This is a genomic window from Pantoea sp. B270, from assembly GCF_018726825.1.
Classification (GTDB): domain Bacteria; phylum Pseudomonadota; class Gammaproteobacteria; order Enterobacterales; family Enterobacteriaceae; genus Pantoea; species Pantoea dispersa.
This window is the reverse complement of sequence record NZ_JAHCSX010000001.1, coordinates 2,749,746-2,773,926: the sequence shown is the minus strand read 5'-3', so window position 1 is coordinate 2,773,926 and position 24,181 is coordinate 2,749,746. Positions and strand designations below refer to the sequence as shown.

The window sequence follows — 24,181 nt, the reverse complement described above, 5'->3', positions numbered from 1 at the left end:
AGGGTGCGCATTGATGCGCACCTGAGCGCAAAGGTCGCCATCAATGGCGACCCTACAACTGACGCGCACTACGCTATAATGCGTCGCACATTATACATAACGGGAACACCATCATGGCGAAAACCGCGGCGGCTTTACATATCCTGGTGAAACAGGAAGCGCAGGCGAAAGCGCTGCTGGCGCAGCTGGAAAAAGGCGCGAACTTTCAGCAACTGGCAAAAAAACACTCGACCTGCCCGTCCGGGCGTAACGGGGGCGATCTGGGGGAGTTTCGCAAAGGGCAGATGGTGCCGGCGTTTGATAAAGCGGTGTTCACCTGCCCGCTGCTGCAACCTTACGGACCGGTGAAAACCGCTTTCGGCTACCACATCATCAAAGTGCTGTGGCGTAACTGATCACTTTTTGCTTTTCATCTGCTTGAGTACGTTGCTGCACTGATTGTCATCGGTGTCGCTCGGCGAAATCAGCGCCAGCAGTGCGGCCGCCGGCGCGACCACCGCCCCCAGCGCGACGGCTGCGGCACCGCGCGCCAGCAGCGGACCGGCTTTGACTCCGGCATCCGGGTTTTTGAAGGTGCCGCGCACATACAGCGGCGAACGCAGCGTAATGATACGAATGCCCTTGCTCTCCGGATTGATCGACAGATCCAGTCGCTCATTAGCAAAGTTAGCGTTGCCGGTAACGTTAATCACCGCGTTCTCGGTATCGAACACAAACAGCCGCGGCGTCGCCAGTCCCTGACGGATATTCAGGTCGGTCGCGGCACAGTTGATGCGCACCTCATCGTCGCCAAACAGTTTACCCACCACATAGTTACCAACGTTCAGCCCGGCAATCTCCATCAGGCTGCGGCTGATCAGGCCATCGTTCATCAACAGTTTCAGCTCGCCATTGCTGGTGCCCAGCAGGTCGGCCACCGAATTGCCGGTGCCGGTCAGGCTGGCATCCCCGTTGAGCTGGCCGAGACTACGCTGCATGGCGGTGACATCCGGGAACAGCTGACGCAGCTGCAGCTTGCGCGCATGCAGGTCGGCACGGCCGCGCATCGGTGAGCGATCGCCCTCCAGATGGATGGTCGAATTAATGCTGCCGCCGGCCATGCCGAAGCGCAGCGGATCCAGCAGCAGGTCGCCATTTTTCAGCTGCAGATGGGTGTAGAGATCGCTGAGCGGCAGCTTGCTGCTGTGCTCGATACGCTTGCCGCTGAACTTCACGTCAGCGTCCATCACATCCCAGTTTTTGGTATCGAACTTGTCATGTGGCAACACGCGATCCGCCGGCTGGGTGCTGGCCTCACCGCGCTGCGCTTTGGCCTGCGCCGTTTTTTCACTGCCCTTGCCGGAGTTAACCCCAATCAGCGGCCCAAGGTCCGCCATACGCAGCTGGTTCGATGTCAGCTCGCCGCTCAGCGTCGGACGCGGTTTGCCCTGACGGTAGCTGAGCGAACCGTGAATATCGCTGTCACCAATATGACCGTTGAATTTTTCGTAGCGGAACAGCGGCCCTTTCTCTTCGTTGAAACGCGCAATCAGATGGCCGTCAGTTTCATACGGTGGCGTGTCCGGCAGCAGCACGCCGGTTAAGCCGTACAGATTTGCCAGCGTGTCGCCGGAGAAACGCAGCCGCACATCCAGCCCGCCGAGATTGAGCGGATCCTGCAGGGTGCCATCCACGCGCACACGTGTGGTGCCGTTGCGTACGTCGAGCTGCAACGGAAACGGCGTGGTTTTGCTGCGCAGCGACAACATACCGCCAATCTTACCGTCACCATCGAGTTTCTGGTTGTTGTAGGTCCCGCTCGCCTGCCAGCCAAACACAAAATCGCCGGCCCCTTTTTGCTGGTCGTTACCGCCGGCGACCTGCGCGTACGGCACCGGTTTACCCAGCGGATTGATCTTCACCGTGACATCGGCTTTGTTGATGGCGTCGCGATAGCGCAGCTGTCCCTGATCGAACAGGATATTATCAAGGCGGAATGACCATGCCGAAGGCGGCGCGTTGGGGTCGCTGTTTTCGCTGCTGGCGAGGTTGAAGGTCCAGTTATTTTTCTTATCGGCGGTCTGCACCAGTCGCGCATCCGGCTGCTGCATCTTAATCCACGGCAGGTAAATCTCTTTGTGCAGCAGCGCCAGCGGCGCCAGCGTGGCTTCCACCCGCTGCAAATGCACCATTGTCACTTCCGGCACGCTGGGTGGATTACCGAGCATGACATCGTCAGCGTGCACCTGCGGCCACGGCACCCAGCTGCGCCAGCCTGGCTCTTCGCGATTGCGCACCCAGGCAACGCCAAGATCGCCGCGAATAGCGAACGGCCGGTTCAGTTCTGCCGAGACTTTCTGGTTGATGGTTGGCTTCAGGCGGTTCCAGTCAAAGGTGGCGATAATCACCACGACCACCACAACCAGCAACAATAAAATCCCGACCACCCAGCTAATTATTTTTCCTGTACGCGACATTTTGCCTCCTCCTTGCCCTTCCACGTCTCCTTAAAGATAGTCGAGACGCGGCAGAACGGAATTACGGAAGCTCAAGTACCAGGTTTTCCAGCTGGTTAAACGGCAGCGGACGGGAAAAATAATAGCCCTGTGCGGCCATGGCGGGCGAGTTGCGCACCTGCTGCCACTCCTCCTCGTTTTCCACCCCTTCGACGATCACGCCGTTACAGTAACGGTTAATCAGCGCCAGCAGCATGGAGAACAGCGAGCGCCCTTCATCACTGGCGCGCAGCAGCATAAACAGCTCGCGCGAGAGCTTGATGTAGTCGTAGCGCAGTTCGGTCAGCGCGGAGAAGTTGGCCATGCCGGACCCAAAGTCATCCAGCCATAGCGGGCCCAGCTCCGGCATCTGCGCCACCATCTCTTCCTGCGGCAGCGCGTGGTGCTCGGTCAGTTCGAAGCGCACCCACGGCAGCTGGACGATCAGCGCGCGCACGGGCGCATGCTGCTGAATGGCCAGTAACGTGGGACCATCAATATTGACGGAGGCCACCAGCTGACGCTGGCTGAAGAAGGAAGCCCACTGTAATAACAGTTCAAGCTGCTCCTGGACGATGTCGAGACGCTGGGCAATGGTCAGCGCCTCGAAATAGTCTTCGGGTGACACGTTTTGCTCAGGTGCGGCGGGATGCACCACGGCGGTAAGCAGTTCAATAGCCAGTAAGCGGCCAGAAACCTGGTAAATCGGCTGGAAAGTGTAGCACCGTTGGCACTGCTGCCAGTAAAGACGGGTTTCCTGTTGTTGCTCAAGTTCGGGAGAAAAAGGCAGCCGATGACTCAAATTCTTCATCACCATGGTGTTTTCCTGGTTGGTATTGAGTGCCTGCAAATAGCATCTCAGTGGCAAGTATCGGCTCTCCCCTGGATAACTTTATTGGTCTGCGCAGCCACACGAGCTGTTGAGTCTAGCAGCGTGTCCGCGGCTTAATCGGCAAAACAACCCCCGGTTTGGCCGCTAAATCGGTGCAGAAGCGCGGTTTTACGCCTTAAGGCAAATTAAAACAGCGTTTTAAAAAGCATTGACGACTGCCATACCAGACGCGAGACTAGAGCGCAGCATTCACTACAGGCCAAACACCATGACGCAGAAAACCATCGCCATTATTGGCGAATGCATGATTGAGCTGTCCGAAAAAGGTGAGAACATCAAACGCGGCTTTGGCGGCGATACGCTGAATACCGCGGTCTATCTGGCACGGCAGAGCGATTCCAGCCAGCTGCGTGTGGAGTATGTCACCGCGCTTGGCACCGACAGCTTCAGCGACCAGATGATCGCGGCCTGGCAGCAGGAGCAGGTGCACACGCAGCTGGTGCAGCGCCTGCCGGACAAAATGCCCGGGCTTTACTTCATCGAAACCGATGCCCACGGCGAGCGCACCTTTTGGTACTGGCGCAGCGATGCTGCCGCGCGCTTCTGGCTGGATAGCCCGCAGGCCGGGGCCATCTGTCAGCAGCTGGCGCATTACGACTATCTCTACCTGAGCGGCATCAGCCTGGCGATCCTGCCTGAGGCCAGCCGCGAAAAGCTGATGGTGCTGCTCAGTGCCTGCCGGCAAAACGGTGGCACCGTGATTTTTGACAACAACTACCGGCCGCGTCTGTGGGCGGATAGCGCCAGTGCGCAGCAGGCGTATGCGGCGATGCTACGCCACACCGATATCGCCTTTCTGACGCTGGATGATGAACACCTGCTGTGGGGCGAACAGCCGCTGGCGGACGTGATTGCGCGCACGCGCACCGCCGGCGTGCAGGAGATTGTGATCAAACGTGGTGCTGACTCCTGCCTGGTGGCGCGCGGCGACGAGCCGCTGCGGGATGTTGCGGCCATCAAACTGGCTCCGGCGCAGATTGTCGATACCACCGCCGCAGGTGACTCCTTCAGCGCCGGTTATCTGGCCGTGCGCCTCGCGGGTGGCAGCGTGGAGCAGGCCGCAGCGCGCGGCCATCTCACCGCCAGTACGGTGATCCAGCATCGCGGCGCGATTATTCCGCACAGCGCGATGCCAAAAACCGTTTAACACCGCACACGATTGTCGCGCCGCGCTGCCTGCTACGCGTCGCGACAATTTCCCCTCTGCCCTGACGGCAAATTGATTATTACGCTGAAAAATATCACCGCGAAAATTTGGCTTAATGACGCAGATTCGCCGGGCAATTTTTACTAATGACGCATGCCATCCAGCCTCCTCTCTGCCTGACGCTCACCACTTAAATGCCGCTAATCAGACTGATTTAAATTCAATGCATTACGATGATAAACCCGACCGCCAGGCATAGTCCGAAACTGGCGACGCCGGCGGTTTTCGGCTGGACGATCGCGCGAAAAAAGACCATGTTTTAATCAACCACAGCAGGAAGCTGTCAGGTCGACCGCGAACACAATAACGACAACATGACTCGCTCAGGACAGATTTATGCACACAGAAATTATCAATATCTGGCCGCACGGCGACGCGCCAGGCGCGAGTGACTCGCGCGCTCAGCCGCAGATCGTCGATTTGGCCAGAGAGTTCGAACCTTACGACCGCGCCGCCACCGGTGTGCGCTGCCCGGAGATGGCGATCTGGCATCCGGAAACCTCAAACGGTATCACCCTGCTGGTGGCACCGGGCGGCGGGTATCAGCGCGTACTGATCGACCGCGAAGGCAGCGCCCTCGCCACCTTTTTCACCTCGATGGGTTACACCCTGGCGGTAATGACCTATCGCCTGCCGTACGACGGCCATCATGAAGGACCGGATGCGCCGCTGGCTGATGCCCAGCGTGCGGTGCGCGTGCTGCGCGAGCGCTCACAGCGCGGCCTGAACGGAAAGTACATCGTGATGATGGGCTTTTCGGCCGGCGGGCACGTGGCCGCCAGCCTCGGCACCCGCTTTGGCGAAAAAATCTATCCGCTGCAGGATCAGGCCGACAGCCTGTCACCGCGGCCTGATGCGATGGTACTGCTTTATCCGGTCATTAGCATGCGCGACGGTCTGGCGCATGAAAGTTCACGCACCCGCCTGCTGGGCGCGTGGCCGGATCAGAAAAGCATTGAGGCTTATTCGCTGGAGACGCGCGTGCACGGCCAGACGCCGCCGACGCTGCTGATCCACGCCGCTGACGATGAGACGGTTTCCGTTAATAACAGCATGGTGTTTTTTAGTGCCCTGCGTGAGCACAAGGTACCGGCGGAAATTCACTTTTATCAGAAAGGTGGCCACGGCTTTGGGATTCGTGGCGTGGCGGATCTGCCGCTGGCCAGCTGGCCGATGCTGGTGACCGAATGGCTGCGCGCAAAGACCTGATGCCCCTGCTACGTTGAACCGCAGCGGCGCTGGCGGCGCGCGTTCATCCCGGTCACTTATGTAAGCTCCTGAGGATGAACACCCGTGCCGCCTTGCTGCTGCGCACCTTATTGCGGGGGATTTATGCGCCCTGTGTTATGACGAGGGTTGAGCCGGATCGGTCGCGCTCGCGCTGCCATTATTTTCGGGTTTAGCTTCGTCCGGGGTAGCAGCGGCGGCAGGCGCATCCGGAACCTTCATCACCTTGTCCCAGCTGTCCTGCAGCATCCTGACGTTGGTTTCGGGCTCACCCTGCGGTTGAATCAGCACCATGGTCAGCTCCTGCGTTAACTGCTGGCGCAACTCCTGGTTGAGCTGGTCGCGCGTTAACTCACTGAGAAACGCCTGACGCAGTTTCTGATACTGCTCCGGCGCGATATCCACCACGGAATTCTGCTGTGAGCGCAAACGTTGCCCCATCAGAATATCGGTGTCGGTGCGCGCGTAGGTGGCAAACAGTTTGTTCAGTTCCAGCAGCTTTTGCGCCATCAGCGCATCAAACTCCTCCTGCGGCAGACCTTTATCACGCACGGTGGCCAGCTCACGCGCCACCTGGTTCAGGTTCTGCGCCAGCGACGCGTTAGGCGAATCCATGTTAATGGCGCACTGCGCACGCTGATACAGCACGCGACAGTCGAAGCCAACCTGCACGTTTTGCGCTTTGCTGTCGGCCAGCGCGCGCTGGACGTGCCAGAACAGCGCTTCGCGCGCCAGATCGCTCTGCCAGTAGCGCTGCAGATTCTGCGAGTCGCGGATTGGCTGCCATGGCGTATCCCACACCAGCGACAGGCGATCCTGCATCATGCCGCCGTTAACCAGGTTGATTGGCTGATGCGGCAGCGGCGACAGCGTGGGCAGCGCCGCGGGCGCCACCCGTTTGCCTTGCAGTGGCGAGAACGCTTTGTTGATCTGCTCCGCCATGCTGCGGCTATCCACGTTGCCCACCACGTACAGCGTCATGCCGTCCGGCGTGTACCACTGCTGGTAAAAGGCATTAAGCTGCGCGATATCCACCGGCGCGCGCGGCTGTTCGCCCGGATCATGCGCCAGCATGGTCGACCCTTTCAGGCGATAGCGCCACCACACATCCTGCGTATTGGGCGGCCAGGTCGCGATGGGATCGGTGGCGGTCAGCGCGGTCGACACCACCTGCTCATTGATGGTCATTTTACCGGCGGTGGCCGCCAGCCAGCTGAGCGCCTCTTTCAGCAGCTCCGGCCGGTTGTTCGGCAGGCTGAGATTGTATTGGGTGAAATCATAAGATGAGATGGCCGGCGGCAGCGGTCGCTGCGGATCCATCGCCTGTTGCCACAGTGCGCGCTGCTGATTGGTATCCAGCGCGGTGTTATGCACCATCGCCAGACGCGGTAAAAGATGGCTGAACCCGGTTTGCTGGGCGCTTTCCACCAGCGAACCGGTATTAACTATCAGGCGCAGCTCGATGCGATCGCTCGGACGTTGTGGTGTGGTCAGCAGCTGCCAGCTGAAACCATTGTCCAGTTTGCCTTCCTGCCAGGCGGGATCAGGCTGAAGTGTTTCGGCGTGGACGCCGAAGCCAGATGCCGCAAGCAGCCATCCGCCAACCAAAAGCCGAATTCTGGTGCCCTGCATGTGAACCCCTACTCAAACAGATAAACGCTCGTGCGCGCCATAGGCGGCCGCTTTTCAGCGAACCACGGCGGCAGGCTGCCGCCACGTTTATTCAACGACAGACTCTTTGACCACAGGAAGGCCAGGATGTCGCGCGACGAGGAAAAAAATCGGGAAAAAAATCAATGGGGTTATTATGCAAATGCCCGCTGTCAGGGCAAGCGACAGCGGGCATTTCACGACAAATTAACGCAAATAGAGGGTTACGCGCTGGTCTGTGAAGCGTTATTGACCTTTTTCGCTGAAGAAAGCGTCGCTTTCATCTGCGCTTCATCCAGCTGGCCGACCCACTTCGCCACCACCACGGTCGCCACACCGTTACCCACCAGGTTGGTGAGCGCACGGGCTTCCGACATGAAGCGGTCAATCCCGAGAATCAGCGCCAGACCGGCCACCGGCAGATGTCCCACCGCCGACAGCGTAGCCGCCAGCACGATAAAGCCACTGCCGGTCACCCCTGCCGCGCCTTTGGAGGATAGCAGCAGCACCACTAACAGCGTGATCTGGTGGAAGACATCCATGTGGGCGTTGGTCGCCTGAGCGATAAACACCGCCGCCATGGTCAGGTAAATCGACGTGCCATCGAGGTTGAACGAGTAGCCAGTTGGAATCACCAGCCCGACCACCGATTTCTTACAGCCCAGTTTCTCCATCTTATCCAGCATGCGCGGCAGCGCCGACTCGGACGAAGACGTTCCCAGTACAATCAGCAGCTCTTCTTTGATGTAGGCAACAAACTTAAAGATGTTGAAGCCGGCCCAGCGGGCAATAATGCCCAGCACAATCACCACGAACAGTACGCAGGTGATGTAGAAGCAGATAATCAGCTGACCGAGCTGCACCAGCGATCCGACACCATATTTACCGATGGTGAACGCCATGGCGCCGAACGCACCAATCGGTGCCAGACGCATGATCATGTTGATCACGCCGAAAATCACCTTCGAGAAGCTCTCGATAACGTTGAACATCACGGTGCCGGCGTTACCGAGGCGATGCAGCGCAAAGCCAAACAGGATAGCGAACAGCAGCACCTGCAGGATGTTACCGCTGGCGAAGGCACCGACCACGCTGTTCGGGATCACGTCCAGCAGGAAGGCAATCACGCCCTGCTGCTCAGCCTGCTGCGCGTAGACCGCAACCGCTTTGGCATCCAGCGTCGCCGGATCGACGTTCATCCCCGCGCCCGGCTGGATCACGTTGACCACCACCAGACCGATAATCAGCGCGATAGTGCTGACAATTTCGAAATAGAGCAGCGCCACTGCGCCGGTCCGTCCAACTGCTTTCATGCTCTCCATGCCGGCAATACCGGTCACCACCGTACAGAAAATCACGGGGGCGATGATCATCTTGATCAACTTAACGAAGCCATCGCCAAGCGGCTTCATTTGCGCGCCTAACTCAGGGTAGTAGTGGCCTAACAGGACGCCGATGCCGATGGCAACCAGCACCTGAAAGTAGAGGCTTTTGAACAGTTTCATAACAGGTGTCCAGGTATAGACGGCATTCACCGCCATTGTTATGGAGAAACGCATGCGGCAAGCCGCCTGGAAGCGTATGACCTTACCGATGGCGAGGAAAATAACACTCTGTTAACAGGATTAGTATACCCTTACATTCCTTACAAAAGTTACAAAACTCTAACTATGAACTGAAACGCTTCAGCATCCCATAACGGTGCAATTCTGCAAGGAAAATCAATAAATAAGGTGATTATTCAGACGGTGACGAGCTGGCCAGCCAGCGCTGGTTAAACACCGATAACGGCAGGGCTTCAGCATATAAGTAGCCCTGCCCGATGGTAATTCCGCGCGCCAGCAGCCAGTCGCGCTGCTCGGCGGTTTCGACGCCTTCGGCAATCACGTCGAGGTGGATGATATCGGCAATTGCCGCCACGATGCGCACCATGGTGTCATCATCCGGCAGCGCGGCGACAAAACTGCGATCCATTTTCAGCTTATTAACCGGCAGCGCTTTGAACTGATGCAGGTAGTTGAGGTTGGAGTAGCCCATGCCGAAATCATCCAGCGCGACCGCCACCCCGGTTTGCTGCAGCGAGCGCAGCAGCGCCATCGCCTGTTCAGCATCGCCAATCTGCGCGGTTTCGGTGATCTCCAGCACGAAGTTACCCGGCGCAATGCGGTGGCGCTCCAGCAGCCCCTGCAGGTGGCTCACCACGCTGGCATCGCGCAGCTGTACTGCGGAGATATTCACGCTGAGCGGCAGATTGATGCCGTGGCGCTGCCAGCCAGCGATAATGCGGCACGCCTCTTCAAATACCCAGCGGCCGAGCGCGGAGATGACGCCAATCTCTTCGGCGCTGGCGATGAACTCTTCGGATAACCCGTAGCTGCCGTCCGGCATCCGCATGCGCAGCAGCGCTTCTGCGCCGGCCAGCTCGCCGGTGGCCATATTGATTTGCGGCTGCAGATAGAGCGCAAACTGACCATCCTGCAGACCCTGCAGGATGTCGTGCTCCTGGGTTAAGCGCTTCTGCGCCCGCTCGGTCAGCGCCGGGTCAAAGAACAGAATCTGGTTTTTACCCTGATGGCGCGCCGACATCATCGCCGACGTGGCGCGCGCCAGCTGTTCGCCTGCGGACACGGTATTGTCATCGTGCAGCGCCAGGCCAATGCTTGCGTTGGGGCGCAGCTGCAGCTGATACAGGTTCACCGGCTGGTTGATGCGTAGCATCAGATTGCGCGCCAGCCGCATGGCGCGAAATGGGTTGTGCGCACGCTTCATCAGTAGCGCAAAGTCACTCGGTCCGGTCTGTGCCAGCAGCGTATGGTCATCAATGGTACTGCGGATTTTTTCCACCAGCGTCAGCATCAGCGTATCGCGCTGCTCATCGCTCAGGACGCCATTGGCTTCCTGCAGGGTTTCGATGCGGATCACCATCAGCCCCCACGGCTGCTGGCTGTGGCGATGGCGGATGTGCTGATCAAGCAGCGCCAGAAACAGCGCGCGGTTGGGCAAATCGGTCACCGCGAAATGGGTGGTCAGCCGGCTCATCTCATCGTGAATCGACTCCAGCACCTGCTGGTTGCGGTTGTAGCTGCGAATCAGCATGCCGATCTCATCGTCGCGATGATTGTGCGGCAGCGCCAGCTTATGGGTGAGAATGGCGGGCGGCGGCAGCTCCTGCAGCTCACGCGAAATATTACGCAGCGGATGCACAATCAGCCGGTTGATACACCAGCTGATCGCCACGGACAGAATCAGCGCCAGCAGCAGATAGGTGGTGATCATGGTGGACAGCGTGCTCAGCAGGAACTGATAAACGCGCGACGAATCAGCCTGCAGCACCAGATAGGCAATCGGCTTCGGCAGCCCGCTGCGCTCGACCGAATAGAGCGGCAGCGTAATCTGCACCGGCAGTTCGAACAGCCGGGCGACAAAGCGCGGCACCGGTTTCTCCGGCGCGAAGTCGGCATGCAGCGCCTGGAAGGCGTTCGGCAGCACCACATCGGCGCGCGACAGAATGCCCGCCGGCTTAAGGGTATTCAGAATGCGTTCGGCCTGCGGGATATCGGCTTTGAGCACCGCTTCGGACAGCGGCTGACGCACGGTATGCGCGACGTTCTCCATCTGCTGGGCGTAATCCACCCTGCGCTGCTGCACAAAATGGAATAACTGGATGACGATAAAAATACAGATGGTGACCAGCGCCACGGCGGACACGGTGGCCATCTGCTTTATCGTTAACGAACGACTGACGCGCAACAAAACCTCTCCTGGCCGCCGGGGGCCGTGACAGTTGCCGGAATGCGCAGCAAGTATATCCCAGGTCAGCATTTTTTTGCGCCGGGATAAAGGCGAAAATCACGCAACTGCCCCGCTTTGCGCGCGGTTTCAGCATTTTGTCAGCCATTAGCGGCGCAGAGACAAAACGGTGCGCGCCAGCCCGCACCGTTTGCCGCTCAGGTTTTACTGCGGATAGGCCACCCAGTCGCCGCCGTTAAGGCGGATCCACGGTTTGCCCTGATACATCATCACGACGGCGTTATCATTTTCCGACACCACCGGCGTCTGCGGCAGGTTATCCGCCAGCACCGACATGTTGACATTCGGTGCGTTAAACACCTGACCGTCCACCACCCGCGACACCAGCTCGGAAATCGCCAGCAGGCTGACAGGCGTATCGATGGTCAGCGGCTGGCCCTGATGCGGCGCTTTCATGCCAACAAATTTAATGCCAACCGGCACGTGGGTGATGCCCGGGCTCGGAATGTCGCGCAGCCCGGACATCTGCATTTTATCCCCCTGCAGTGCCGCACCGTGCTCCGGCACCACCAGTACCATCACCCGGCGTCCCGACTTTTCCAGATTGGTCAGGAAGGTATCGAGCTGGTCGAACAGTACCCGTGCGCGCGGCTGCCACTCGGCGGTGCGGGTGCTGCCCAGCTCGCGCGTACCGTCGTGCAGCGGAATCAGGTTGTAGAAGGTGGCGCTGCGCGCATCGCTGCTTTTGCTGCGGTCATCAAGCCAGCGCTGCATCAGCTGCCCGTCGTTGTACACCGGCGAACCATCAAAAGACGTCAGCTCTGGCGCAATCCCGGCCTGCGACATCAGCGGCGCCTGCATGTTGCCGTCCTCGCGCAGCTCTTTCAGGTAGTTACCGAACACGCCGGTATGGTCCATCATCAGCTGCTGCTTAAAGCCAAGCTTCGCCAGATTATCAAACAGATAGCAGCGCTGGTCGGTGGCTTTATACAGGTTACTGTGTGAGGTCTGGCCGCAGCTGGCACGCAGCAGGCGAATACCGGCCGGACCGCTGTAGCCGGTGGCAGAGTTGTAGTTGTTCAGCACGATATCAAAGTGCTTCCACAGCGGATGGTCGCGCAGCTGCGCCACATCAATGTCCGACCACGCCAGCGAACAGATGTTGATCACCAGAATATCGAACGGCTGGGAATCGGCGGGCAGCGCATCCGGGAAGTGCGTGACGCGCTGGCGTTCGCTGTCGTAAAAGCGATTCAGCCACGCGGTGAGGTTGGCGCTGGTGGGCGGTGCGCTTTGATCGAGTCCCGCCGCGGCCGGGCTGGCGGCCGGTTTGTCGTTCAGCGCCACCGGCGGTGCGGCGGCTTTGCTGGGCAGCAGGCTGACCGCCGGGCCGGCGAGCGTCAGCACGTTCAGCCAGATCAGCGCCAGCGACACCAGCACGGTGACGCGAATCCACTGCGCCACGAACAGGTAAATCACCAGCAGCACAAAGGCCGCGCCGATCATCTCCCAGTTAATAAAGCGCTGCAGCAAATCCAGCAGATAGGCCGGCGAGAATCCCGCCACCTGGCTGCCCTGGCTGAGCAGCGAGTTCAGACCCGGCAGCCAGGTATCGTGCCAGAACAGCGCGAAGCCAATCGGCAGCGAAACCCACTGGCGCAGACGATGCAGCCGCGCTGACGGCAGCGGAAACAGCAGCCACGCCAGAAACACCAGATTACTCAGTGCATGGAAGTTGAGATAGCCGTACCACAACAGACCAAATTTGATCAGAAAGTAAAAGTTCCAGCCGCCGAGGCCGCGCCAGCGCGCCGCGTGCAGCGTCGAAGGTGTGTTATCCATGTTTATCCGTTTTGGTCGATTGGCGTTGCCACTGCCCTTCCGATTTGAGGGCGCGGGCAGGTAACAGGCGCATCAGCAGGCTGGTGCTGCGCTGCGGCAGCCAGCGTCGCCACAGCGATTTCAGGAACAGCAAAATCAGTAACAGCAGGATCGCCACCTGCACACCATCCATCAGCGTCATACGTGCGGCTCCCCGAGGTCGATGATGATCGGCTGCGGCGTCTGAGGGCCGCGCGGCGCGGCCGCTGCCGGCGCAGCAGGTTGCGCAGCGGCCGGTACCGTGAGCGGTTCGAACTGCGCCACCGGCGTCAGCTGCCGCACTTTATTCACCTCCGACAAAATCTGATTGTCGGCAAACCACACCATGCGGTTGCTGAACAGCTCGTCGTGCGGCAGGGAAAATATCGATTTCAGGGCAATGTCCAGGTCGTTAAAGCGACAGGAAGAGAGGAATAAATAGAGCCGATCGTCAACCAGCGTCACCAAATCGCCAAAACGACGCGGTTTACACAGCGTCAGTACCTGCGGCGGCGACAGCTGCGGCACCGGGCGCAGCGCCACCATCAGCCCTTTGTCGTTTTCCGGCAGCAGCGTATTGTTCATCAACTGCTGTACCGCCGCACAGAAACGCTCCAGCGGCAAATAGCCTTTCTGCTGCAGCGGCTGTAGCGCCTGCACCAGCGCCGGCAGATCGGCCGGCACGTGGCGGGTAAACTGCTGGCCCTGCACGCCTTCCAGTGCAGTCAGCAAGCGCGACAGCGGCGCCGCCGTCGGGACAATGCTGTTAACGCCGCACGCCAGCAGCAAACGTTCATCGCTGTAGCGCAGGCTGGTGCCGAGTTCCCGCACCACGATTTTCAGCGCGTTGCCGCGCGATCGCCGCAAACCATGGACCATGCTCGCCAGAGTCGGTACATCCTGATTATGGGCCAGGCTAAAGATGACCGTGGCGGCGTTGGCCTGCTGCGCGCGCGCATACACGCTCTCGTTATCGCTGAACAGTTGCCACTGCGCGGAAAGCGGCGGCGCCCCTTCCAGCACATCCTGCTGGGCCAGAAACTGGTTTTCATCATTGAGGCTCAGCGGCTGCGACGCGGCAGCTTCAGCCTGCGCAATAAACTGATTATCAATACAGTTCAGGCGGATAGCGCGGTCGGCCAGCAATTTATCGGCGGAATACCACCAGTTAATTCGATATTGCCAGCTATCCTGCTGAAATTCTAAATGAGCGACACCATCAAGCTGACGAAAATAACGCTGCAGATGATTTCGCAGGGGAATAATTGCGGTTCCGCAGGTGATCATTAGCAGCGTCATTTGTTTTTTTAACAGAACCCGGCGCAAGCCTTTTATCCACACGGTTAGTTCATCCGGGGATAATTTGCTCCACAGCGCCGCCTGACTATAAAACATGACCAGACCGCTACGTTTATTCATTACGCGCGCCATATCGCTGGCCAGATGTTGCAGGCTGGCTTTATTGGCAGGCAGCGAAAATAAGGGAATACGCGCCGGACCGCCGGGCGGATCGGGCGTTAACAGCGCCTGCGGGGGTTCATCCGCGCTCACCAGCGTGGCCGCCTTTTGCTGGCTAACCACCTGACGTAACAGCGTTCGTGCGTCTTCGGGCCGCTGGCAGGTTATCCAGTAAAATCCCGGCGACTGCAGGGCGATTAATTCCTGTTGTACCTGCTGCAGGCCAAGCGTATAAAGATTTTTCATATTAGCGTCGCGATCTGTACAATCCAGGCTAGTTTAATATAGACGGCAACGATTGGAACTGCTGAAATAAAAAAAGCTGCGCACGCGCCAGACTGTTTGACTTTGCCGGGTCAGAAATCGCTGGCTGCGGTTTTATACGCGACAAGAAAAATATCACCCCTCTTTATCCGTTGTCGTTTCTTTGGTGGCAAAAAAGTAATGAAAACTGAAAATGCTTTTTCACTGATCGCTGTCGGCAGCGAAGATCAGGATGATATTAACGCCCTGAGTGACGCCTTTTCACTGAAGGCGTTTCGCTATATTGATATTGCCCGTGAAGCGCGTCTGCAACAGCTGCTGTCGCGCTGGCCGTTGTTGCAGGAATGCACGCAGGGACCGGAGTCACCACGCTAATGCCGGTTCTCGCCTTACAGGGGCTGCGTGGCGGGTGTGGCGCGACGGCACTCAGTGCCGCGCTGGGTTGGGCGCTAAACGCGCTGCAGCAGTCGGTGCTGCTTATCGACCTTTCGCCAGCCAACCAACTGGCGGCCCACTTTAATCTGCCGCTCGACACGCCGCACGGCTGGCTGCGTGCACAGCTGGATAACCAGCCGTGGCAGCACAGCGCGCTGCGCTATCAGCCGGGGCTGGATTTTCTGCCGTCTGGCACGCTCACGCATCAGCAGACCTTATCCTTAAACGCAGCGACAGCGGAAATTGCACAACCGCTGCTTAAGGCTTTGCCGGCCCTGAAACAGCGCTATCAGTGGATTATTTTCGACCTTCCGGCGGATCTGCTGCCGTGGCAGCAGGCGTTCATCCCGGCCGCCGATCGGCTGCTTCAGCTGTTAACGCTGGATGCCAACTGCCAGCTGCGCCTGCACCGCGCGCACTTTTCGCCGCAGACGCTGTTTCTGATTAACCAGTTCAACGCCAATAGCCAGCTGCAGCAGGATCTGCATCAGCTGTGGCTGCGCTCGCTTAAAAACCTGATTCCACAGGTGATTCATCGCGATGAAGCGCTGGCGGAAGCGCTGATGATGAAACAGCCGGTGGGCGCCTGGCGTCCGCATGCGCTGGCCAGCGAAGAGATCAATACGCTGGCCAACTGGCTGCTGCTGCATGTCGCCGGAGGTGGCGCATGAATGCGCTGCGCTGGCTGCTGGTGCCGCAGGCATTGCAGCAGCGCGCGCACCTGGCGCGTCAGCACGGCGCCGGGCGGTTAACGGTCGCGCTGCATCTGCTGTGGTGCGTGCTCGCGTGGTCGCTGCTGCGGCTGGAAACGCCGGCGTGGCGGCGCGTGCTGCAGCAGCGTCAGCGCTACTTCCCGCATATCTCTCCGCTGCGCCCGCGTCCGCTCGATATCGTGCGCTATGCACTCCAGAGCCTGTGGCTGCTTATCATGCTGCCGCTGGACGGCAGCGCGCGCAGCGAGCGTAAACGTTTTAACGCCTTTGGCTCGCTGTTCCGCTGGCGCCAGCAGCTGTATCAATGGCTGGCGCAGCTGCCGGCGCGGCTGGAGCACAGCGGCGTGCCGCAGCGCAGCGAACGCTGGCTGCAGCGCCTGCCACGGCGCGTGCGTCAGCTGCTGTTCATCGTAGTGGCGATCGCTGCCAGCCTGCTGGCGCTGCTGTGCATCTCGCAGCCGTTTGATATCACCACGCAGTTTGTGTTTGTGCTGCTGCTGTGGGCGCTGGCCATGCTGGTACGCCGTATGCCGGGCCGGCTGGTGACCATCATGCTGATTGTGCTGTCGCTCACCATCTCCTGCCGCTATCTGTGGTGGCGCTATACGGAAACCCTTAACTGGGACGATCCGCTCAGCCTGACGTTTGGCCTGCTGCTGATTGGCGCGGAAACCTACGCGTGGACGGTACTGGTGCTGGGCTATTTCCAGACGCTGTGGCCGCTCAACCGCCAGCCGGTCTCCATGCCGCCGGAGATCGCCAGCTGGCCCAGCGTCGATATTCTGGTGCCGACCTACAACGAGCCGCTCAGCGTGGTCAAACCCACCATCTATGCTGCGCTGGGCATCGACTGGCCGCAGGATAAACTCAACATCTATATTCTTGATGACGGCACGCGCGAGGAGTTCCGCGAGTTTGCCGCCAGCGTGGGCGTCAATTACGTGGTGCGGCCCAGCCACGAACACGCCAAGGCCGGCAACATCAACCATGCGCTGAAAACCACCTGCCGCAGCGAATACGTGGCGATTTTTGACTGCGACCACGTGCCGACGCGCTCGTTCCTGCAGCTCACCATGGGCTGGTTCCTGAAAGATCACCGGCTGGGCATGCTGCAGACGCCGCACCACTTCTTCTCACCGGACCCGTTTGAGCGCAACCTCGGCCGCTTCCGCCAGACGCCGAATGAAGGCTCGCTGTTTTACGGTCTGGTGCAGGATGGTAACGACACCTGGGATGCCGCCTTTTTCTGCGGCTCCTGCGCAGTGCTGCGCCGCAGCGCGCTGGATGAGATTGGCGGCATCGCGGTAGAGACCGTTACCGAAGATGCGCACACCTCGCTGCGACTGCACCGCCGCGGATACACCTCAGCCTACATCCGCATTCCACAGGCCGCCGGGCTGGCGACCGAAAGTCTGTCAGCGCATATTGGCCAGCGCATCCGCTGGGCGCGCGGCATGGTGCAGATCTTCCGTCTCGATAATCCGCTGTTTGGCAAAGGGCTGAAGCTGGTACAGCGACTGTGTTACGCCAACGCCATGCTGCACTTTCTTGCCGGTATTCCCCGGCTGATCTTTCTGCTGGCGCCGCTGGCGTTTCTGCTGTGCCATGCCTACATCATCTATGCGCCCGCGCTGGCCATCGCCATCTACGTGCTGCCGCACATGGTGCATACCAGCCTGACCAACTCGCGCATCCAGGGGCGCTGGCGCCACTCGTTCTGGAGCGAGGTGTATGAAACCGTGCTCGCCTGGTACATCGCCCGCCCCACCACCGTCGCGCTGTTTAATCCGCACAAAGGCAAATTCAACGTGACCGCCAAAGGGGGCCTGGTAGAAGAGCGCCATCTCGACTGGGTGATCACCAAACCCTATATGCTGCTGGTGCTGCTGAACATTGCCGGTATCGGCATGGGCTTCTGGCGCATGGCGCACGGCCCGGCCAATGAGCTGCTCACCATCTGGGTCAGTCTGGTGTGGGTGGTTTACAACATGATTATTCTCGGCGGCGCGGTGGCGGTGTCGGTGGAAGCGCGTCAAATCCGTGAAGCGCACCGCGTGGAGATCGCCATGCCGGCGGCGCTGGCACGCGCCGATGGTCATATGCTGCCGTGCACGCTGCGCGACTACTCTGACGGCGGCGTGGGCGTCGAACTGCGCGAGCCGGATGCACTGCGCGAGAACGAAAGCGTCTCGCTGCTGCTGCGGCGCGGACAGCAGGAGTTCAGCTTCCCGTGCCAGGTACAGCGCGTATTTGGCCGCCGCGCGGGTATCCGCCTGCACCAGCTCTCCACCCGCCAGCACATCGAATTTATTCAGTGCACCTTTGCGCGCGCCGATACCTGGGCGCTGTGGCAGGACGGTTTTCCGGAGGATAAACCGGTGCAGAGCCTGGCGGACATTATGCTGCTCGGCTTCAAAGGCTATTTGCGGCTGGCGGAGTATGGTCCGGCACCGCTGCGCCGCCTGTTCCGTGGCCTGACCGCCGGACTGCACTGGCTGGCAACGCTGTTGCCGCATAACGTCCGTCCGCGACCGGCAACGCTCAACACTGATTTTACCTAAGCTGATGATATGACCATGACGAGAAAACTGAGTTGGTTCACCGCCCTGCTGCTGGGCACGGCGTCGCTGGCGCAGGCGGCACTTCCGGCGGCGCTTCCTGCTGCACCGCCTGCGGCAACCTCTGTGCCGCTGTCCGACGTGAACCAACCGCTCGATGCCAGCGCCCCGTTGCGCGATAGCCAGCTGCTGTTTACCCAGGTGGCACCGCCGCCGGGTAGCATGACGCTGCGCGGCACCGTCCCCACCAGCCAGATTGAGTTCGGCGTGCGCAGCGACGAAGTGGTCACGCGCGCGCTGCTGACGCTCAACTACCGGCCTTCGCCGGCGCTGCTGCCGACGCAGTCGCAGCTCAAGGTGTATCTCAACGATGAACTGGTGGGACTGGTCACCGTCACCGCCGATCAGCTCGGCAAAGAGAACCAGACGCAGCTGGCGATCGACCCGCGCTACATTAGCGACTTTAACCGCATCCGCCTGGAACTGGTCGGCCATTACGCCAACGTGTGTGAAAATCCGGCCAACAGCACCATCTGGCTGGATATCGGTAAAGCGAGCAAACTGGACCTGACGCTGCAGAAGCTGCCGCTGAAAAACGATCTCTCCCATTTCCCGGAGCCATTCTTTGACGCGCGCGACAATCGGCCGCTGCAGCTGCCGATGGTGTTCAGCGGCCAGCCGGATGTGCAGCAACAGCGTGCGGCAGGCCTGCTGGCCTCGTGGTTCGGTAGCCAGGCGCAGTGGCGCGGCCAGTCCTTCCCGGTGCTGTATAACCAGCTGCCGGAAGGACAGCACGCGGTGGTGTTCGCCACTAACGATCGCCGGCCTGACTTCCTGCAAACGCTGCCGCCGGTGGACAAACCCACCGTGGAAATGGTCAGCCAGCCGGACAATCCCTATCAGAAGATGCTGCTGATTCTCGGCCGCGACGATAACGATCTGATCACTGCAGTAGAGGGCATTGCGCAGGGTGAACTGCTGCTGCGCGGCGAGCGCGCCACCATCGACAGCGTGAAACTGCTGGCCCCGCGCCAGCCATACGATGCGCCAAACTGGGTACGCACCGATCGCCGCACCACCTTTGGTGAACTGACGCAGTATCAGAACCAGCTGCAGGCTGATGGCCTGCAACCCAACCCGATTAGCCTGACGCTCAACCTGCCGCCGGATCTGTTCCTGGTGCGCGCACGCGGCATTGATATGGACCTGATCTATCGCTACACCTCACCGGTGCAGCAGGACGGCTCACGGCTGGCGGTGCATCTCAATAACCAGTTCATGCAGGATTATCCGCTGACCAGTAAAGATGGCGCGGGCCAGCAGCTGATGCGCATTCCGCTGATGCAGGGCCTGCAGGACAACAGCCGTCAGCTGACCATTCCGGCACTGCGTCTCGGTGTGGTGAACCAGCTGCGCTTTGATTTTGACTACGCCAATACCTTTATCGGCGGCACTGCCGATGGCCGCTGTGAAACCGTCACCCCCGTCGCGCATCATGCGGTGATCGACGATCGCTCCAGCATCGATTTCTCCGGCTATCGTCACTACATCGAAATGCCTTCGCTCGGCGCGTTTGCCAGCGCTGGCTTCCCGTTCAGCCGCTTCGCCGATCTGGCGCAAACCCTGGTGCTGGTGCCGGCAAAACCGGAGAGCGGCGAAGTCAGTACGCTGCTTGACGCGCTGGGGGCGATCGGCGCCCAGACCGGCTATCCGGCACTGCGCGTGCAAATGAGCGATGACTGGCGCAACGCCAAAGACCACGATGCCGATCTGCTGCTGATCGGCAGCATTCCGCCGGATCTGCAGGCGGAGACGGCGATCAATCTGCTGGTGGATCGCACGCGCAGTACCCTCAACATGCCATCGCGCCCGGGCAGCGCGCCCAACGTGCCACTGTCAGCCAGCGAGCGCACCGCCGAAAGCCAGACCGGCATCAGTTCGCGCGGTCCGCTCGGCGCCCTGGTTGGCTTCCAGTCGCCGTTCCACGATCAGCGCAGCGTGGTGGCGCTGCTGGCTGACAGCCCGCGCGGCTGGGATTTGCTGAATGCAGCGCTGCGCGACAGCGGCAAACGCGCGGCGATGTTCGGTTCCGTCAGCATCGTCCGGGAGTCCGGCGTCAACAGCGTGCGCGTGGGCGATACCTACTTTGTAGGGCATCTGCCGTGGTGGGAGCGGCTGTGGAATTTGCTGGCCACCCATCCGGTATGGCTGGCCGTGTGTGCCGTGCTGGTGGTGATCCTGTTCGCCCTGATGGCCTGGCGCCTGATGCGCATGGTGAGCCGTCGTCGCCTGACTGAGCTGGATGACGATGAATAAGTTACCGCTTGCGCTGCTGATCGCCAGTGCGCTGGCCGGCAGCGTGGCGGCCGCGCCCGGTCCGCAGGTGGCGCCGGTAGCGTGGCTGCTGATGCAGATTCGTACCGGCGAATCCACCAACAAATACGATTTGGTGCAGCAGTCGCTGTACCGGCTGGAAAAAATCGATCCGGATAACCCGCAGGTGCTGGCGGCGCGCATTCGTATGGCGCTGCGTCAGGGCGATCAGGCCAAAGCGCAGCAGCTGTTCGATGCGCTGCAAAAGGCTGCGCCGGATGACGCCGCCACGCGTGAATCTGCGGCAGGTTTGCGCCTGATGAGCCCCGAAGGGCGTCAGCAGCTGCAGCAGGCGCGGCTGCTGGCCACCGCCGGACGGCTGCCGGAGGCCAAAGCAGCGTGGGATGCGCTATTTCACGGCGTCTTTCCCGATGTAAACACCGAACTGGAGTACTGGCGACTGGTGGCGCGCCTGCCAGGCCAGCAGCCGCTCGCCTGGCGTCAGTTGCAGGCGCTGGAGCAGCGTTATCCGGGCAATATCGGCGTCGAGCTACAGCTGGCGCGCATGGCGTTTGATAATAATCAGCCGGATCAGGCGGTGACCCAGCTGCGTCAGCTGGCCAACCGCGACGGCGGCCGCGATGCCGCGTCCGAACTGTGGCTGCAGCAGATCCAGAACCAGCCGGTAAGCGAGCGCAGCGTTGCCAGCCTGCAGCAGTATCTGCAGGTGTTCACCAGCGGCGATGCGCAACAGCGCGGAGCGGATGAGCTGGCGCGTCAGCAAAAAATGCTGGCCGATCCGGCCTTCCGCCAGCGCATGCGCGGCCTGGCGCTGGTCGAGGCTGGCGGCGGCGCGGCGGCTATCGGCGCATTACAGGCGGCGCTGAAGGCCAATCCGGACGACGCCGAACTGCTCGGTGCCATGGGCCAGGCGCAGGCGCGTGCCGGTCACCGCGCCGCCGCCATCAGCTGGCTACAGAAAGCGATTCAGGCGGGCCAGGCCAGCACGCAAATCGGCAAGTGGCAGTCCCTGTTACAGACCAATCGTTACTGGCTGGCTATCGACAGCGGCGACGCGGCGCTGAAGCAGGGGGATTTATCCGGCGCTGAGCGGCAGTACCGCAGCGCGCAGGCCATCGACAGCAATGACAGCTGGGCGCTCATCGGCCTCGGCGATGTGGCGCAGGCGCGTAAAAACAGCGCGTTAGCCCGGCAGTACTGGCAGCAGGCGCTGCGCCTTGACCGCAGCAACGGCACGGCGCAGCAGCGCCTGAGCAATTTACGTATTGAGAGCCTGCTGGCCGACGCAGACACGCTGGCGCAGCAGCAGCAATGGCCGCAGGCGGTAGCGAAATACCGTGAGGCGGCTCAGGCGCGACCGGATGATGTCTGGCTGGCCTGGCGGCTGGCCAATGCGCTACGCAGCAGCGGTGACAACCAGGCAGGCGCGGCGGTAATGGCCGCGATGGTGCGCCAGCAGCCGCAGCAGCCAGCCGCGCTGTATGCCACGGCACTGTGGCAGTCATCCGGCGACGACGATGCCGCCGCGCTGGCCACGCTGCACCGTTTACCCACCGCCCGCTGGGACAGTAACATGCATGAACTGGCGGACCGCCTGGCGCAAAACCAGGCGTTCGGACGTGCCGGGGAGCTACGCGCCCGCGGTGATGAAGCCGCCGCCATCCGCTTGCTGCAACAGCAGCCGGCCTCGCCGCGCCGCGACATTACGCTGGCCGACTGGGCGCTGGAGCGGGGCGATGCCACAACAGCGCTGGCCGGTTATCAGCAGGTGCTGCAGCAGGACGCCAGCAACAACGATGCCGCGATCGGCCGCATCGAGGCGCTGCTGGTGCTGCAGCGCACCACCGAAGCGCGCGCAGCGCTGCACAGCCTGCCGGACAGCGTGGCGCAGCAGAGCCTGAACAGCGGCCGGCGCGTGGCACTCGCCTGGCAAAACAGCGGCGATCTCCTCAAAGCGCAGCAGCTGTTCAGCGCGCTGAAAACCCGCGCCGCTGCTGTCGCGCCGTCACAGGAAAAAGCGCTGGTGCTGCGTGATGCCGCGCGGCTGGAGAGACAGCAGCGCCAGCCCGCGCTGGCACAGCAGGATTACCGCGCGGCGATGGTCGCCAGCGGCATCACGCCTGCGCTGCCAGACGATAACGCCCGCTATACCCGGCTGACGCGCACGCAGGCCCAGGACGACTGGCTGAAGCGCAGCATTCGCAGCGACGCCGCTGACCTGTATCGCCAGCAGGACACCACTGTGACGCTGGAACAGGACTACTCGCGCGATAAGGGCAACGGAGGCACCTCTGACTTTACCGCCCATACCACCATGCTGCAGGCGGAAACCCCGCTGGCCGATGGCCGCAGCTTTGTGCGCGTCGATCACGTACAGGTGTCTGCCGGAACATTTTCCACCACTGATGGCAGCCACAGTGAACAGTTCGGCAGCTGTAACGATGCCAACGCCGGGGGCTGCCGGCGCGATTTCACCCAGCGGGACGAAGGCACCGCGCTGGGCGTCGGCTGGCACAACGATCGCTGGTCAGCCGATATCGGCACCACGCCGCTCGGTTTTACCGTCACTAACTGGGTCGGCGGCGTAAGCTGGAAAACTGACATCGACGATCTCGGGGTGACTTTTACCGCTTCACGTCGCCCGATCTCCAGTTCGCTGCTGGCTTACGCCGGCGCGCGCGATCCGGCCACTAACGGCGGCAAAAACTGGGGCGGCGTCGTCGCGACCGGCGGCGGCATCGGCCTGAGCTACGATCGGGGCGGCGCGCACGGGGTGTGGGCCGATCTCAGCGCCCATCAAATCAGCGGTGAAAACGTGGCGGACAACAGCCGCGAACGGCTGATGGCAGGCTATTACTATAAGCTGATCAATAGCGACAACCAGCGCGCCACCATCGGCCTGAACAGTATGCTGTGGCACTATCAGAAAGATTTGAGCGACTACACCTTTGGCCAGGGCGGCTATTACAGCCCGCAGCGCTACTTCTCGCTGGCGGTGCCGCTGACCTGGCGTCAGCGCACGGAAAACTGGTCGTATGAACTCGGCGGTTCGGTGTCGTGGTCACAGTCAACCACCGACGCTCAGGCGCGCTACCCGGTGAATCCAGGCTTTACGCTGGCCAGCAATCCGTCATCGGACAGCAGTTCCGGACGCGGTTTCGGCTATACCGTGCAGGCGTTGATAGAACGGCGCATCACGCCGCACTGGTCGCTGGGTTTGGCCATGGACATTCAGCAGGCGAAAGATTACACCCCAAGCCACGGGCTGCTGTATGTGCGCTACTCAATGGCCGGCTGGAACGGCGACATGGATATGCCACCACAGCCACTGGAACCGTATGCGGATTTTAAATAAGCAC

The 24,181-nt window shown here is 60.8% G+C and carries 16 protein-coding genes; 8 read left to right on the top strand and 8 right to left on the bottom strand.

Features of this window, described 5'->3' with window-relative positions; genetic code table 11:
• Positions 1–113 precede the first annotated feature (113 nt).
• Positions 114–395 carry a peptidylprolyl isomerase PpiC gene (gene ppiC, locus KOL70_RS13240; protein ID WP_058758095.1) on the top strand — a complete coding sequence of 94 codons (282 nt, stop codon included), beginning with the start codon at positions 114–116 and terminating at the stop codon, positions 393–395.
• Here ppiC and KOL70_RS13235 read toward each other — a convergent pair whose 3' ends face one another.
• Positions 396–2,456 carry an AsmA family protein gene (locus tag KOL70_RS13235; RefSeq protein WP_215480773.1) on the bottom strand — a complete coding sequence of 687 codons (2,061 nt, stop codon included), beginning with the start codon at positions 2,454–2,456 and terminating at the stop codon, positions 396–398. It abuts the gene before it with no gap.
• Between the two features lie 61 nt (positions 2,457–2,517).
• The gene (pdeH, locus tag KOL70_RS13230; protein ID WP_021506997.1) at positions 2,518–3,291 is read right to left on the bottom strand and encodes a cyclic-guanylate-specific phosphodiesterase; all 774 of its coding nucleotides are present in this window, start codon (positions 3,289–3,291) and stop codon (positions 2,518–2,520) included.
• A 283-nt stretch (positions 3,292–3,574) separates the two neighbouring features.
• Here pdeH and KOL70_RS13225 point away from each other — a divergent pair, with 283 nt between their 5' ends.
• Together KOL70_RS13225 and KOL70_RS13220 are read left to right on the top strand one after the other, a co-directional pair.
• Complete coding sequence (locus KOL70_RS13225) at positions 3,575–4,513, top strand: sugar kinase (protein ID WP_215480772.1); 939 nt, start codon at positions 3,575–3,577, stop codon at positions 4,511–4,513.
• A 396-nt stretch (positions 4,514–4,909) separates the two neighbouring features.
• Positions 4,910–5,782, top strand: coding sequence for an alpha/beta hydrolase (locus KOL70_RS13220; protein WP_058771051.1), 873 nt, complete (start codon positions 4,910–4,912; stop codon positions 5,780–5,782).
• Between the two features lie 135 nt (positions 5,783–5,917).
• Here KOL70_RS13220 and KOL70_RS13215 read toward each other — a convergent pair whose 3' ends face one another.
• The 6 genes from KOL70_RS13215 to bcsE all read right to left on the bottom strand — a co-directional run bounded on the left by KOL70_RS13215 (position 5,918) and on the right by bcsE (position 14,764).
• Complete coding sequence (locus tag KOL70_RS13215) at positions 5,918–7,432, bottom strand: pitrilysin family protein (protein ID WP_058771050.1); 1,515 nt, start codon at positions 7,430–7,432, stop codon at positions 5,918–5,920.
• Positions 7,433–7,674: 242 nt separating this feature from the next.
• The gene (locus tag KOL70_RS13210) at positions 7,675–8,955 is read right to left on the bottom strand and encodes a dicarboxylate/amino acid:cation symporter (RefSeq protein WP_031279619.1); all 1,281 of its coding nucleotides are present in this window, start codon (positions 8,953–8,955) and stop codon (positions 7,675–7,677) included.
• A 232-nt stretch (positions 8,956–9,187) separates the two neighbouring features.
• Positions 9,188–11,200, bottom strand: coding sequence for a biofilm formation regulator HmsP (hmsP, locus tag KOL70_RS13205; protein WP_021507002.1), 2,013 nt, complete (start codon positions 11,198–11,200; stop codon positions 9,188–9,190).
• 204 nt (positions 11,201–11,404) lie between these two features.
• Positions 11,405–13,042 (bottom strand): cellulose biosynthesis protein BcsG, encoded by a 1,638-nt coding sequence (gene bcsG / locus KOL70_RS13200; RefSeq protein WP_104189219.1) that lies wholly within the window; start codon positions 13,040–13,042, stop codon positions 11,405–11,407.
• Positions 13,035–13,223, bottom strand: coding sequence for a cellulose biosynthesis protein BcsF (gene bcsF / locus KOL70_RS13195; RefSeq protein WP_010617915.1), 189 nt, complete (start codon positions 13,221–13,223; stop codon positions 13,035–13,037). The genes bcsG and bcsF overlap by 8 nt, the downstream gene beginning before the upstream one ends.
• Positions 13,220–14,764, bottom strand: a complete 1,545-nt coding sequence (gene bcsE, locus KOL70_RS13190) for a cellulose biosynthesis protein BcsE (protein ID WP_215480771.1) — start codon at positions 14,762–14,764, stop codon at positions 13,220–13,222. The genes bcsF and bcsE overlap by 4 nt, the downstream gene beginning before the upstream one ends.
• A 198-nt stretch (positions 14,765–14,962) precedes the next feature.
• On the opposite strand from bcsE, the gene bcsR reads away from it, so the two are divergent.
• Genes bcsR through bcsC form a run of 5 tightly spaced genes read left to right on the top strand, consistent with a single transcriptional unit; the run spans position 14,963 to position 24,177 of the window.
• Positions 14,963–15,157, top strand: a complete 195-nt coding sequence (gene bcsR, locus KOL70_RS13185; RefSeq protein ID WP_021507005.1) for a cellulose biosynthesis protein BcsR — start codon at positions 14,963–14,965, stop codon at positions 15,155–15,157.
• Positions 15,157–15,888 (top strand): cellulose biosynthesis protein BcsQ, encoded by a 732-nt coding sequence (gene bcsQ, locus KOL70_RS13180; protein WP_021507006.1) that lies wholly within the window; start codon positions 15,157–15,159, stop codon positions 15,886–15,888. The genes bcsR and bcsQ overlap by 1 nt, the downstream gene beginning before the upstream one ends.
• Positions 15,885–18,491 carry a UDP-forming cellulose synthase catalytic subunit gene (bcsA, locus tag KOL70_RS13175; protein ID WP_215480770.1) on the top strand — a complete coding sequence of 869 codons (2,607 nt, stop codon included), beginning with the start codon at positions 15,885–15,887 and terminating at the stop codon, positions 18,489–18,491. Before bcsQ ends, bcsA begins: the two co-directional genes overlap by 4 nt.
• 15 nt (positions 18,492–18,506) lie before the next feature.
• Positions 18,507–20,804 carry a cellulose biosynthesis cyclic di-GMP-binding regulatory protein BcsB gene (bcsB, locus tag KOL70_RS13170; protein ID WP_371824658.1) on the top strand — a complete coding sequence of 766 codons (2,298 nt, stop codon included), beginning with the start codon at positions 18,507–18,509 and terminating at the stop codon, positions 20,802–20,804.
• Positions 20,797–24,177, top strand: coding sequence for a cellulose synthase complex outer membrane protein BcsC (gene bcsC, locus KOL70_RS13165; protein WP_215480768.1), 3,381 nt, complete (start codon positions 20,797–20,799; stop codon positions 24,175–24,177). The genes bcsB and bcsC overlap by 8 nt, the downstream gene beginning before the upstream one ends.
• The last annotated feature ends 4 nt before the right edge of the window (positions 24,178–24,181 follow it).